The 13,339-nt window shown below is 59.9% G+C and carries 11 protein-coding genes; 1 reads left to right on the top strand and 10 read right to left on the bottom strand.

The features are described 5' to 3' along the window. Positions 1–23: 23 nt before the first annotated feature. Positions 24–1,115 (bottom strand): PucR family transcriptional regulator, encoded by a 1,092-nt coding sequence (locus tag I2C21_RS03180; RefSeq protein ID WP_101693860.1) that lies wholly within the window; start codon positions 1,113–1,115, stop codon positions 24–26. A 152-nt stretch (positions 1,116–1,267) separates the two neighbouring features. Beyond that, positions 1,268–2,005 carry a pseudouridine synthase gene (locus I2C21_RS03185; protein ID WP_186962919.1) on the bottom strand — a complete coding sequence of 246 codons (738 nt, stop codon included), beginning with the start codon at positions 2,003–2,005 and terminating at the stop codon, positions 1,268–1,270. 120 nt (positions 2,006–2,125) lie between these two features. Here I2C21_RS03185 and I2C21_RS03190 point away from each other — a divergent pair, with 120 nt between their 5' ends. Beyond that, a complete protein-coding gene (locus I2C21_RS03190; RefSeq protein WP_195278462.1) occupies positions 2,126–2,602 on the top strand; it encodes a DUF4830 domain-containing protein in 477 nt (158 codons plus the stop codon). A 46-nt stretch (positions 2,603–2,648) separates the two neighbouring features. Here I2C21_RS03190 and I2C21_RS03195 read toward each other — a convergent pair whose 3' ends face one another. The 8 genes from I2C21_RS03195 to rpoC all read right to left on the bottom strand — a co-directional run bounded on the left by I2C21_RS03195 (position 2,649) and on the right by rpoC (position 13,324). Then, positions 2,649–3,251: a hypothetical protein gene (locus tag I2C21_RS03195; RefSeq protein WP_195278463.1), complete on the bottom strand. Its 603-nt coding sequence runs from the start codon at positions 3,249–3,251 to the stop codon at positions 2,649–2,651. A 4-nt stretch (positions 3,252–3,255) separates the two neighbouring features. Beyond that, positions 3,256–4,194 (bottom strand): mechanosensitive ion channel family protein, encoded by a 939-nt coding sequence (locus I2C21_RS03200; RefSeq protein WP_195278464.1) that lies wholly within the window; start codon positions 4,192–4,194, stop codon positions 3,256–3,258. Positions 4,195–4,356: 162 nt separating this feature from the next. Further along, a complete protein-coding gene (tuf, locus tag I2C21_RS03205) occupies positions 4,357–5,556 on the bottom strand; it encodes an elongation factor Tu (protein ID WP_101693865.1) in 1,200 nt (399 codons plus the stop codon). 106 nt (positions 5,557–5,662) lie between these two features. Then, a complete protein-coding gene (gene fusA, locus I2C21_RS03210; protein ID WP_101693866.1) occupies positions 5,663–7,771 on the bottom strand; it encodes an elongation factor G in 2,109 nt (702 codons plus the stop codon). 15 nt (positions 7,772–7,786) lie between these two features. Next, positions 7,787–8,257, bottom strand: coding sequence for a 30S ribosomal protein S7 (gene rpsG / locus I2C21_RS03215; RefSeq protein WP_180956904.1), 471 nt, complete (start codon positions 8,255–8,257; stop codon positions 7,787–7,789). A gap of 209 nt (positions 8,258–8,466) precedes the next feature. Then, entirely contained in the window at positions 8,467–8,901 is a 435-nt protein-coding gene (gene rpsL, locus I2C21_RS03220; RefSeq protein ID WP_101693868.1) for a 30S ribosomal protein S12, read from the bottom strand. A gap of 66 nt (positions 8,902–8,967) precedes the next feature. Further along, positions 8,968–9,216, bottom strand: coding sequence for a ribosomal L7Ae/L30e/S12e/Gadd45 family protein (locus I2C21_RS03225; protein WP_101694023.1), 249 nt, complete (start codon positions 9,214–9,216; stop codon positions 8,968–8,970). Positions 9,217–9,502: 286 nt separating this feature from the next. Then, positions 9,503–13,324: a DNA-directed RNA polymerase subunit beta' gene (gene rpoC / locus I2C21_RS03230; RefSeq protein ID WP_235964155.1), complete on the bottom strand. Its 3,822-nt coding sequence runs from the start codon at positions 13,322–13,324 to the stop codon at positions 9,503–9,505. Positions 13,325–13,339 lie beyond the last annotated feature (15 nt).

Below are 13,339 nucleotides of genomic sequence, written 5' to 3' on the forward strand. Positions count from 1 at the left end.
AGCGGTCCGCAGACTTCTCATGCTCAGTTGTCGATGCCGCGGGAGATGAGGTACTTCTTGACCATCAGGGCCACCTTGAAGGTGATGGCGTCGTCGAACTCCCGCAGGTCCAGACCGGTGAGCTTCTTGATCTTCTCCAGGCGGTAGACCAGGGTATTCCGGTGGACGAAGAGCTTCCGGGCGGTCTCGGACACGTTCAGGTTGTTCTCAAAGAACTTGTTGATGGTAAAGAGGGTCTCCTGATCCAGCGCGTCAATGGGATTCTTCTTAAAGACCTCCTGCAGGAACATCTCACACAGGGTGGTGGGCAGCTGATAAATCAGGCGGCCGATACCCAGGTTCTCGTAGTTGATGATGGACTTCTCAGTGTCAAAGACCTTGCCCACCTCGATGGCCACCTGGGCCTCCTTGTAGGCGCGGGCCAGATCCCGGATGTGCCCCACGATGGTGCCGATACCGATGACTACCTTGATGTTGAGCTCCTCGGTGATGGCCTCTTCCACCTGCTTGGCGATCTTGTAGAGGTCCTTGCCCTCGGTCCCCTCGTTGAGCTGCTTGATGAGAGCCACATCGGTCTCGCTGATGGAGAGCACAAAGTCGGTCTGCTTGTCGGGGAAGAGATTCTGCACCACGTCGATGGCGGCCACATCATTGCTCTCCACCTGACGGATCAGGAATACGGCCCGGGGCAGCTCGGAGACAAAATGAAGCTCCTTGGCCCGGACATAGATATCGCCCAGAAGAATGTTGTCCGAAATAATATTCTTGATAAAAGTCGCCTTGTCGTGCTTTTCCTCATAATAGGTCTTGGCGCCATTGAGGGCCACCACCGCCATGGAGCACACCAGCTTTGCCTCGGCGTCATCTCCACGGACAAAGGCGGCATAGTCAAACTGGGAGCCCCAGCCGGTCAGGGTCTTGAAGGTGCGGCCCTCATAGGCCACGGCGTTGCCCTCACCACTGTTGACCGCCTCTACCACACCAGGCCAACGCTCGCCAATGCAGGTAAGCTCGTTGCAGGCGACCACCGTTCCCTCGGAGTCGATCACGCCGATGGCCCGGTCCGTGCTGTCCTTCATTTGGAGAACGACGCTTTGAAAAATCCTGCTAGACATTTACAATGCCCCCCTAAACTTTGTACTTGCGTTGGGAACCCTTCTCAAAAATTCACACGCATTTCTACCATTTCACTCATATGGAACTATTATAGCGGCTTTTTTTTCTCTTTTCAATAGGTTGTGTAAAGTTTTTTGTGGAAAATGCCGAACTACAGCGTTTCCTTTCTGCCCGCGCGGGGCCCATGCTCCCGCAGTGCCTGTACTTCCTCCGCTGACAGAGGGCGCCATTGTCCCTTCTCCAGCGACGGGTCCAGCACCAGAGGACCCATGGTCAGACGCTTGAGATAGACCACCGGCTTCCCCCGATCCTCCAGCATCCGCTTGATCTGGTGGTACTTTCCCTCCCGCAGGGTGACGATCCCCTCATCCGGGCGCTCCAGGCGCTCCAGACCGGCGGGCAGGCATTCCAGTCCATCCTCCAGCTTCATCCCGGCGGCAAAGGCGGCGCAGTCCTCCTGATTCAGGACCCCGTCAACCCGCACAAAGTAGGTCTTGTCCACATGCTTGCGCGGGGAGAGCAGATCGTGGGCCAGCGCCCCGTCATTGGTCAGCAGCAGCAGTCCCTCCGTATCCCGGTCCAGCCGCCCGGCCGGAAAGAGCCCGATCCGCTTCAGGTGGGGCGGCAGCAGATCCAGCACGGTCTTCTGCCGTGGGTCCTCGGTGGCAGAGACCACCCCTCCCGGCTTGTGCAGCATGAGATAGGTGTACTTCTCCCCGGAGACCGGGAGGCCGTCCACCTCCAGCACCAGCCCCTCCCGGTCGTATTTTTCCTCCGCAGAGCGCGCCTTGCTTCCATTCACCGTCACCCGGCCGGCGCGCACCAGCTCTTTGACCTCCCGCCGGGACCAGCGTCCCGTGCCAGAGAGGATCTTATCCAGTCGTTCCATGTTCCTTGCTCCGTTTCTTCCATCGCCTTCCGGCGCGAGATCCAATCGGTGCTATTGTATCATATTTTTTTCCGGGTGCACATATCCATAGAGACAAAGAATGGAAAGGAGCGTTGCGCTGTGTTTATTTGGACGACTCGGCTCAGCCGGGGGCGCATCGTCGCCGGCGTTGCGGCCGCCGTGCTGATCTGCGGCTGTGTGCTGACAGGTGTGGCGGCTTTGCAGACACAGGATGCGGAGGCCTCCGCCACGGTCAGCAGCAAGGGGATCAAAACCAACGAGGATCGGATCGCCTATCTGGCCTCCTATGGCTGGGAGGTCTCACCCGAGCCCATCTCGGTGGAGGAACTGCAGATCCCGGACGAATTTGACGACACATACACCCAATATCTGGATCTTCAGGCACAACAGGGCTTTGACCTGACCAAATACCGCGGAAAGCGGGTCAAACGCTATACGTATGCCGTCACCAACTATCCAACGGGAGAGAGCGGTGTTCAGGCCGGTCTGCTCCTCTATCGAAACACCGTGATCGGCGGGGACGTATTGTCCAACGCACTGGGCGGCTTTATTCACGGCCTGACCATGCCTACCTGAAAATTCCATAAAAAATGTTCCAGGAACGAGTTCCTGGAACATTTTTCTATTCCACCGCAAGGGTCTTCATGCTCAAAAAGAGGAATTTGACGTACATTCCCATGGCCGTCAGCAGCAGCACATTGGCCAGGATGGTCACAAAGCGCATGACGCCGACCGGCGTGGGCAGCAGGCTCAGCACATAGCTGAAGACCGCCACAGCGGTTACGATGATATAGAGCAGCGCCGCCTGCTCTCCCTGCGCCGCCAGGCCGTCCGCTCTCCGCTCCATCAGCTGTCCGCACGTGGCCCGGCAGCAGAAGCGGACCACCAGACAGACCAGGATCTGTGCGATGCAGCTGAGGAGGAGCACCAGTACCGGAAGGATCTCAAGGGTGATCATCACTCCCAGAATGGAGGCCGCGATCGAACCGGCAAAGACCACAACCACATTGGCAATGGAAAAGTGGAAGGCCAGCTGATAGGATCCGTCAACACTGCGCAGGGTGTACAGCCCCGCCAGTGTCATCGCCATGCATCCCAGGCTCAAAAATCCGGAGAAGAACAGCTGGGTCAATCCCACCAGATTGGCCAGGCCCAGCAGGAGCTGAAGCCCTTCCGCCGCCAGCAGCAGCTGCAATCCCTGGTTCAGGGCGCGATTTTTTGTCATGTGATTATGAACTCCTTTCCGATCCGCTCTTCCCCTCCAGCACGTGGAGGTTGAGATGCGGATAGGTCAAATCAATCCCCGCGCGGTCAAAGGCCGCACGTACCTGCTCCAGCAGGTCAAAATAGAGAGACCAGTAATCCTCCGTCCGGCACCACACCCGCACCGTATATTCCACCGAGCTGTCCCGGAAGGCCGACAGGCGCACAAAGGGCTCCGGATCGGAGAGCGCCATCGGATGGGCGTCGATCACACCCCGAATGGCCCCGATCACCGCCTCCGTGGTGTCATCATAGGAGGTATTGAAGGTCAGATCCACCCGGCGGTTCTCCTGAGCGTTATAATTGACGATCTTGGCCGCCGAGATCTCACTGTTGGGCACAAAAATGATCTTGTTATCCACCGTCACCAGCTTGGTGTGGGACATGCTGATCTCCGCCACCGTTCCGCTGACGCTGTTGGTCTCGATGTAGTCCCCCACTTTAAAGGGCTTGGACAGCAGGACCTGGATCCCTCCCGCCAGATTGGACAAGCTCCCCTGTACGGCCAGGGAAATGGCAAGGCCGACCACGCTCAACACGGCCACCAGAGAGGTCACGTCGATGTTCAGGGCGCTGGCCACAATCAGCGCAAACAGGAACCAGAGCAGGATGTTCACACTGGTCCGCAAAAAGGTATGCAGGCTCTTTTCGATCTTCCCGCGCTCCAAAATCCGATTCAAAAAGTGCTGGATCACTTTGATCACGGCAAGACAGCATACGATCAGGAGTGCCAATGAGATCAGTCTTGCAGGGGTCAGTCCGGTAAAATCCTTCAGGATGGGGGCCAGTCCGGTGGAATCAACCACTTCATTGATCACATCGGTGACGGAACTTCCCGCGGTATCCAAAATCTCATCCACCGGTCCAGCGGTTGCACTGGGCGATGGAATGGGTGTAGCAGACATCTGATTCGACTCCTTTCCAAAGACTCATAATCTGATTTCCAGGAAACACAGTGTATCATAATTTGATGGAAAGGGCAAGTTTCTGTCAAAGTCTGTCCACCCAGCCATTCGGTAAAAAAAGAGCGGCGGTCCCTAAGGACCGCCGCTCTGAAAGAGCTTAAATTACTCCTCGATGTCGATGACGACGCCGGAACCAACGGTACGGCCGCCCTCGCGGATAGCGAAGCGCAGGCCCTTCTCGATGGCGATGGGGGTGATCAGCTCGACCTTCATGTCGACGTTATCGCCGGGCATGCACATCTCGGTGCCCTCGGGCAGGGTGATGACGCCGGTCACGTCGGTGGTACGGAAGTAGAACTGAGGACGATAGTTGTTGAAGAAGGGGGTGTGACGGCCGCCCTCGTCCTTGCTCAGGACGTACACCTGGCCCACGAACTTGGTGTGGGGGTGAATGGAGCCGGGCTTGCACAGAACCTGACCGCGCTCGATGTCGGTCTTGGCAATGCCGCGCAGCAGGGTGCCGATGTTGTCGCCAGCCTCAGCGTAGTCCAGCAGCTTGCGGAACATCTCGATGCCGGTAACGGTGGTCTTCTTCTTCTCGTCGGACAGACCCACGATCTCGACTTCCTCGCCCATCTTGATCTGGCCACGCTCAACACGGCCAGTGGCCACGGTGCCGCGGCCGGTGATGGTGAAGACGTCCTCGACGGGCATCAGGAAGGGCAGGTCAGCCTTGCGGTCAGGAGTGGGGATGTAGCTGTCGACAGCGTCCATCAGCTCCTTGATGCAGGCGTAGTCGGGATCGTCCACGCCGCCCTCGCAGGTCAGAGCGTTCAGAGCGGAACCCTTGATGACGGGGATGTCATCGCCGGGGAACTCATAGCTGGACAGGGTCTCGCGGACCTCCATCTCAACCAGCTCCAGCAGCTCCTCGTCGTCGACCTGGTCGCACTTGTTCAGGAACACGACCATGGCGGGCACGCCGACCTGACGGGCCAGCAGGATGTGCTCCTTGGTCTGAGCCATGGGGCCGTCGGTAGCAGCGATAACCAGGATAGCGCCGTCCATCTGGGCAGCACCGGTGATCATGTTCTTGATATAGTCGGCGTGGCCCGGGCAGTCAACGTGAGCATAGTGACGAGCGTCAGTCTCGTACTCAACGTGAGCGGTGTTGATGGTGATGCCGCGCTCGCGCTCCTCGGGAGCCTTATCGATGCTGGAGTAGTCCTCGTACTGAGCCTGACCCTTCAGAGCCAGGTACTTGGTGATGGCGGCGGTCAGGGTGGTCTTGCCGTGGTCAACGTGGCCGATGGTGCCGATGTTGACATGGGGCTTAGTGCGCTCAAACTTCTGCTTAGCCATGTTTGATATCCTCCTTAAATTCAAATCAAATACATTGAAAAAGATGGGATGATGATGCTATTTTATCCTAGGAATGGATAAAATGCAACCTCATTTTTAGACCTGCTTACTCAGCGTCCTTGCGGCCGCGCTCAGCAATGATCTTCTCAGCAATGCTCTTGGGAATCTCCACATAGCTGTGAGGCTCCATGGAGTACTGGCCGCGGCCCTGAGTGGAAGAACGCAGGTCCGTAGCGTAGCCGAACATGCTGGCCAGAGGCACCAGGGCATCCACCTGGGTGGCGCCGGGACGGCTCTCCTGACCCTGGATCATGCCGCGGCGGCTGGTCAGGTCGCCGATCACGTTGCCCAGATACTCGTCGGGCACGATGACGGAAACCTTCATCACAGGCTCCAGCAGCACGGCGTCAGCCTTGCGGCAGGCCTCCTTGAAGGCCATGGAACCGGCGATCTTAAACGCCATTTCAGAGGAGTCGACCTCGTGGTAGGAGCCGAAGGTCAGGTGGACCTTCACGTCCACGACGGGGTAACCGGCCAGGATACCCGCCTGCATGGCGCCCTGGATACCGGCGTCGACCGCGGGGATATACTCCTTGGGGATGACGCCGCCGGTGATCTCGTTGAGGAACTCGTAACCCTTGCCGGGCTCGTTGGGCTCGATCTTGATGCGGACGTGACCGTACTGGCCCTTACCGCCGGACTGACGGGCATACTTGGTATCCTGCTCGACAGACTTCTTGATGGTCTCCTTGTAGGCAACCTGGGGCGCGCCCACGTTGGCCTCGACCTTGAACTCGCGGAGCAGACGGTCGACGATGATCTCCAGGTGGAGCTCGCCCATGCCGGCGATGATGGTCTGACCGGTCTCCTCATCGGTGTAGGTCTTAAAGGTGGGGTCCTCTTCGGCCAGCTTCACCAGCGCCAGGCCCATCTTCTCCTGACCAGCCTTGGTCTTGGGCTCGATGGCGACGCGGATAACGGGCTCGGGGAACTCCATGGACTCCAGAATGATGGGAGCCTTCTCATCGCAGAGGGTATCACCGGTGGTGGTGTTCTTCAGACCCACGGCGGCGGCAATGTCGCCGGAGTACACAACCTCGATGTCCTCGCGGTGGTTGGCGTGCATCTGCAGGATGCGGCCGATGCGCTCCTTCTGCTTCTTGGTGGAGTTGAGCACGGAAGAACCGGTGCTCAGAGTACCGGAGTACACACGGAAGAAGGACAGACGGCCCACATAGGGGTCAGTCATGATCTTGAAGGCCAGCGCGGAGAAGGGGGCGGAGTCGTCGGCGGGACGCTCGTCCTCTTCCTCGGTGTCGGGATCCACGCCCTTGATGGCGGGGATGTCCAGGGGGGAGGGCATGAAGTCGACGATGGCGTCGAGCAGCTTCTGCACACCCTTGTTCTTGTAAGAAGTACCACAGGTCACGGGAACCAGCAGGTTCTCGATGGTGCCGTGGCGCAGGGCAGCGCGGATCTTCTCCACGGGGACGGGCTGCTCCTCCAGGGCCAGCTCCATGATCTCGTCGTCGATGTCAGCGACAGCGTCGATGAGCTTGGTGCGGTACTCCTGAGCCAGCTCCAGCATGTCAGCGGGGATCTCCTCCACGCGCATATCCTTGCCCAGATCATCGTAGTAGATGTCGGCGTTCATCTCCACCAGGTCGATGATGCCCTTGAAGGTATCCTCGGAGCCAATGGGGAGCTGAATGGGCACGGCGTTACACTTGAGGCGGTCGTGGATCATGTTCAGCACGTTGTAGAAGTCAGCGCCCATGATGTCCATCTTATTGACGTAGATCATGCGGGGGACCTTGTAGTGGTCGGCCTGACGCCACACAGTCTCAGACTGGGGCTCAACGCCGCCCTTGGCGCACATAACGGTCACAGAGCCGTCCAGCACGCGCAGGGAGCGCTCCACCTCGACGGTGAAGTCCACGTGACCCGGGGTATCAATGATGTTGATACGGGTCTGGGGGAACTGATCCTTGGAACCCTTCCAGTAGCAGGTGGTAGCAGCGGAGGTGATGGTGATGCCGCGCTCCTGCTCCTGAGCCATCCAGTCCATGGTGGCGGTACCATCATGGGTCTCACCGATCTTGTAGTTAACACCGGTGTAGAACAGGATGCGCTCGGTGGTAGTGGTCTTACCGGCATCGATGTGAGCCATGATGCCGATGTTGCGGGTATTTTCCAGGGTAACCTTTCTAGCCATATGCTGTTACCCTCCTTACCAGCGGTAGTGAGCGAAGGCCTTGTTGGACTCGGCCATCTTGTGGGTGTCCTCGCGCTTCTTGACAGCGGAACCCAGGTTGTTGGCGGCGTCCATGATCTCGCCAGCCAGACGCTCCTTCATGGTCTTCTCGCTGCGGGCGCGGGAGTAATTGGTCAGCCAGCGCAGACCAAGGGTCTGACGGCGCTCGGGACGAACCTCGATGGGCACCTGATAGGTGGCGCCGCCGACACGACGGGCCTTGACCTCCAGGGACGGCATGATGTTCTCCAGAGCGGCAGTGAAGACCTCCAGAGGATCCTTCTCGGTCTTCTCCTTGATGATATCGAAAGCGCTGTAGACCACCTTCTGGGCCACGCCCTTCTTGCCATCCAGCATGATGCTGTTGACGAGCTTGGTCACCAGGACGGAGTTATAAAGCGGATCAGGCAGAACCTCCCGCTTGGGTACATTACCTCTTCTGGGCACTTTGCTTCCCTCCTTCATAGTATGATTTCATAGGTACTCGAACCGCTCATGCGGCCCGTGTAAAGACAAGTGCCTGCTTGTCCAGTGCCTGTCCGAGGTCTACCCTATATGGTAAACGCTCGGCAAGGCGATTTGCCTTGCGCGTAAGCGCACAATGCAATTCAAATGTGGCGCATTCCGCGCCGGTGTGCATGCATCCCTGCGGAAGATTACTTCTTCGCGCCGCCCTTGCCGGCCTTGGGACGCTTGGCGCCGTACTTGGAACGGGCCTGCATACGACCATTGACGCCCTGGGTATCCAGAGTGCCGCGGATGATGTGGTAACGAACGCCGGGCAGGTCCTTAACACGGCCGCCGCGGATCATGACCACGGAGTGCTCCTGCAGGTTGTGGCCGACACCGGGAATGTAGGCGGTGACCTCGTAGCCGTTGGTCAGACGCACACGAGCGATCTTACGCAGAGCGGAGTTAGGCTTCTTAGGAGTAGCCGTACGGACCGCGGTGCAGACACCTCGCTTCTGGGGAGAGGGCAGATCGGTCTCACGATTCTTCAGGGTGTTCAGGCCGTACTGCATGGCGGGAGAGTTGGACTTGTAGGTCGCAGCCTGACGTCCCTTGCGCACGAGCTGATTAAAAGTAGGCATGAGTAGTTCCTCCTTTCTTAATGGGTTGATTGTATTATTTTAACCGAATCTCCGAAGATGATTCCGTTAAAACCCAGTTAATAGTGCGGCCACGGCGGAACCCACCGCAATGCCGCAGGCCGTGCCCAGTTCCTTCATATGGGGCACGCGCTCCACAGGTACACCGCGCTCCCGGCAGAGGGTCTCTACCGGTTCAATGACACGGGGATCGGCGTCTTCTGCCAGAAAAACTCTGGCCGCTCTGCCGTCGCCCAGCGCGCGTTTGGTCTGCTTCACACCCACGACCTTGGGGCCTGTTTTCAGTTGAGTCAGCACCATGCACGCCTCCTGTCGTTGCACTTGGAAACACCGCATAACGGGGTATTTCCTGTCTGCGGCAGGTACACCTGCGCGATTTTGAATTATAGCATAGGAAACCCCATCCGTCAAGCAAAAAAGCTCTGTTTTTTTCTCCTTTTTCCACGCTTTTCCCCGTCAAATCGCCGGATGGAGTGTTCTTTCTCTCTTTGGGCGACCCATGCGTCTTTTCAAGACGGACAAAAGGCCCCGGAGCATGGCTCCGGAGCCTTTTGATAAACAGTCAGATCAATGGGCTGTGCGATCAGTCCTCCGCGCCCTCATCCATGGTGATGGAGAGGATCTCCTCCTCCATGGGGGCGATGCCGACGATCTCATCGGCCTGCTCGGGGACGCTCTCCTCGTGGCTGTGCTCATGCTCGCAGCCGCAGGTGCACTCGTCCTCGATCTTGTCATACTTGCGGTAGACCGACAGACCGGAGCCGGCCGGGATGAGCTTACCGATGATGACGTTCTCCTTCAGGCCCAGCAGGTGGTCCACCTTGCCCTTGATGGCGGCCTCGGTGAGGACCTTGGTGGTCTCCTGGAAGGAGGCGGCGGACAGGAAGGACTCGGTGGCCAGAGAGGCCTTGGTGATACCCATCAGCAGGCGGGTGGCGGTGGGGAGACGCAGCTCCATGCCGTCGTTGGTCTCGCCGGCGTCGATGCGCTTCTGGACCGCCTCCTTGGCGTCCTCAAACTCGATGAGCTCCACGGTGGAGCCGGAGAGCAGGTTGGAATCGCCGGCGTCCTCGACCCGCACCTTGCGCATCATCTGACGGCAGATGACCTCGATGTGCTTGTCGTTGATGTCAACGCCCTGCTGACGGTAGGGCTTCTGGACCTCGCGGATCAGGTAGTCGTACACCGCGTGGACGCCCCGGATGCGGATGACGTCCTGGGGATAGAGGGCGCCCTCGGTGAGCGCGAAGCCCTTCTCCACGGTCTCGCCGTCCTTCACGCGGATGCCCGCACTGTAGGGCAGCGGATAGGTGACCACCTCGCCGTCGGGGGCGGTGATGCTCAGGTTGCACATGGAATTGCGCTTGGTCTCCTCGATGGATACCCGGCCGCCGATCTCGGCCAGCTGGGCCATCTTCTTGGGCCGACGGGACTCGAAGAGTTCCTCGACGCGGGGAAGACCCTGGGTGATATCGCCGCCGGCGACGCCGCCGGTGTGGAAAGTACGCATGGTCAGCTGGGTACCGGGCTCACCGATGGACTGAGCGGCGATGATACCGACGGCCTCGCCCTCGCCCACCGGCTCGCCGATGGCCAGGTTGATGCCGTAGCACTTGGAACATACTCCGCTGCGGGCGCGGCAGGTCAGCACGGAGCGGATCTTCACGGCGTGGATGCCGTGCTCCTCCAGCATGGCGGCGTCGTCGGGCACCATCATGCGGTCCTTGGAGATGAGGACTTCGCCGGTCTTGGGATCGCAGATGTCCTCCACGGGATAGCGGCCCTTGAGTCGCTCGCCGAAGGTCTCGATGACCTGGCCGTTCTCGCTGATCTCGGAGACCATGATGCCGTCGTCGGTACCACAGTCGTGCTCGCGGATGATCACTTCCTGGGACACGTCCACCAGACGGCGGGTCAGGTAACCCGAGTCGGCGGTACGCAGAGCGGTATCGGCCATACCCTTACGGGCGCCTCGAGCGGAGATGAAGTACTCCAGCACGGACAGACCTTCACGGAAGTTGGACTTGATGGGGATCTCGATGGTACGGCCGGAGGTATCGGCCATCAGGCCGCGCATACCGGCCAGCTGACGGATCTGAGCGGAGCTACCACGGGCGCCGGAGTCGGCCATCATCCAGATGGGGTTGTAGCGGTCCAGGCCCTCCATCAGGGCGTTAGACACGTCGGCAGTGGTCTTCTCCCAGGCGGACACCACCAGGCGGTAGCGCTCCTCGTTGGTCAGGAAGCCGCGCTTGTACTGGCGCTCGATCTTGACGATCTCCTTCTCGGTATCGGCGATCATGCCGTACTTCTTCTCGGGGATGGTCATGTCGTAGATGGAGACGGTCAGGGAGCCGCGGGTGGAGAACTTGTAGCCCTTGGCCTTGATGGTATCCAGCACGCCGGCGGAAACGGTGAAGCCGTGCTTGGTGATGCACTTGTCGATGATCTTGCCCAGCTGCTTCTTGCCGGTGATGAAGTTGATCTCGGGCTCGAACATGGTCTCGGGGTTGGTGCGGTCCACAAAGCCCAGATCCTGGGGGATGCCCTCGTTGAAGATCAGGCGGCCCACGGTGGTGCGCACCATCTTGTGCTGCTCCACGCCGTCGACCTCCATGCTGCGGCGGACCATGATGGGCACGTGCAGCTCCAGCTCGCCCTCGTCATAGGCCAGGCGGGCCTCATTGTCGCTGCCGTACACCGGCAGGCACTCCCGGGGGAGCTCCCCGTCGGGGGTGTTGGCGGCGATGTCGGCCACGGTGGGGATGTCGTCCAGAGAGCCGGGATTCTTCACCCACACCATATCGGCCACGGTGATCTTCCCCTCGGCCAGGGCAGCGCGGACAGCCGCGCAGTCCTCATAGACCTCCTCGCTGTCGTGGGCGGGATAGCGCTCAAAGGTCAGGTAGTAGGAACCCAGCACCATGTCCTGGGTGGGCACGGTGACGGGGCCGCCGTCCTGGGGCCGCAGCAGGTTGTTGGCCGAGAGCATGAGCACCCGGGCCTCGGTCTGGGCCTCGGCGGACAGGGGGACGTGAACGGCCATCTGGTCGCCGTCGAAGTCGGCGTTAAAGGCGGTACACACCAGGGGGTGGAGCTTGATGGCGCGGCCCTCGACCAGCACGGGCTCAAAGGCCTGGATGCCCAGGCGGTGCAGCGTGGGGGCGCGGTTGAGCATGACGGGATGCTCCTTGATGACAAACTCCAGGGCGTCCCACACCTCGGCCTTGCCCTTGTCCACCATCTTCTTGGCGGACTTGATGTTGTTGGCCACGCCGTCCTCCACCAGCTTCTTCATGACGAAGGGACGGAAGAGCTCAATGGCCATCTCCTTGGGCAGGCCGCACTGGTAGATCTTCATCTCGGGGCCGACCACGATAACGGAACGGCCGGAGTAGTCCACGCGCTTGCCCAGCAGGTTCTGGCGGAAGCGGCCCTGCTTACCCTTGAGCATGTCGCTCAGGGACTTGAGGGCGCGGTTGTTGGCGCCGGTGACGGCACGGCCGCGGCGGCCGTTGTCGATGAGGGCGTCCACCGCCTCCTGGAGCATCCGCTTCTCGTTGCGCACGATGATGTCGGGCGCGTTGAGCTGGATGAGGCGCTTGAGGCGGTTGTTGCGGTTGATGACCCGGCGATACAGGTCGTTCAGGTCAGAGGTGGCGAAGCGGCCGCCGTCCAGCTGCACCATGGGGCGCAGCTCCGGGGGAATGACGGGCAGCACGTCAATGATCATCCACTCGGGCTTGTTGCCGGAGATCCGGAAGGCATCCACCACTTCCAGGCGCTTGACAATGCGCATCTTCTTCTGGCCGGAGGCGTCCTTCAGCTCGGCCCGGAGCTGCTCGGAGAGCTGCTCCAGATCGATGTCCTGCAGGAGCTTCTTCACGGCCTCGGCGCCCATGCCGGCCTCGAAGTCGTCCTCGTACTTCTCCCGCATGTCGCGGTACTCCTTCTCGGAGAGGATCTGGTTCTTGGCCAGAGGAGAGAAGCCGGGATCGGTGACGATATAGCTGGCAAAGTAGAGCACCTTCTCCAGAATACGGGGGGAGATGTCCAGCAGCAGGCCCATCCGGGAGGGGATGCCCTTGAAGTACCAGATGTGGGACACAGGGGCGGCCAGCTCGATGTGGCCCATGCGCTCACGGCGGACCTTGGCGCGGGTCACCTCGACGCCGCAGCGGTCACAGATCTTGCCCTTATAGCGGATCTTCTTATATTTACCGCAGTGACACTCCCAGTCCTTGGTGGGGCCAAAGATGCGCTCGCAGAACAGGCCGTCGCGCTCGGGCTTGAGGGTGCGGTAGTTGATGGTCTCCGGCTTCTTGACCTCGCCGTAAGACCACTCACGGATCTTCTCCGGGGAGGCAATGCCGATTTGGATGGCGTCAAACTCAGCGTAACTCATAGAATAGATCGTTCC

Origin of the sequence: Clostridium sp. J1101437_171009_A5 (assembly GCF_015547905.1) — a bacterium.
GTDB lineage: Bacteria > Bacillota > Clostridia > Oscillospirales > Oscillospiraceae > Pseudoflavonifractor_A > Pseudoflavonifractor_A gallinarum.

Bases quoted from the DNA above. Each gene is read 5' to 3' on its own strand.
- I2C21_RS03180 (WP_101693860.1), bottom strand. From the start codon at position 1,115: ATGTCTAGCAGGATTTTTCAAAGCGTCGTTCTCCAAATGAAGGACAGC.
- I2C21_RS03185 (WP_186962919.1), bottom strand. From the start codon at position 2,005: ATGGAACGACTGGATAAGATCCTCTCTGGCACGGGACGCTGGTCCCGG.
- I2C21_RS03195 (WP_195278463.1), bottom strand. From the start codon at position 3,251: ATGACAAAAAATCGCGCCCTGAACCAGGGATTGCAGCTGCTGCTGGCG.
- I2C21_RS03200 (WP_195278464.1), bottom strand. From the start codon at position 4,194: ATGTCTGCTACACCCATTCCATCGCCCAGTGCAACCGCTGGACCGGTG.
- tuf (WP_101693865.1), bottom strand. From the start codon at position 5,556: ATGGCTAAGCAGAAGTTTGAGCGCACTAAGCCCCATGTCAACATCGGC.
- fusA (WP_101693866.1), bottom strand. From the start codon at position 7,771: ATGGCTAGAAAGGTTACCCTGGAAAATACCCGCAACATCGGCATCATG.
- rpsL (WP_101693868.1), bottom strand. From the start codon at position 8,901: ATGCCTACTTTTAATCAGCTCGTGCGCAAGGGACGTCAGGCTGCGACC.
- rpoC (WP_235964155.1), bottom strand. From the start codon at position 13,324: ATGAGTTACGCTGAGTTTGACGCCATCCAAATCGGCATTGCCTCCCCG.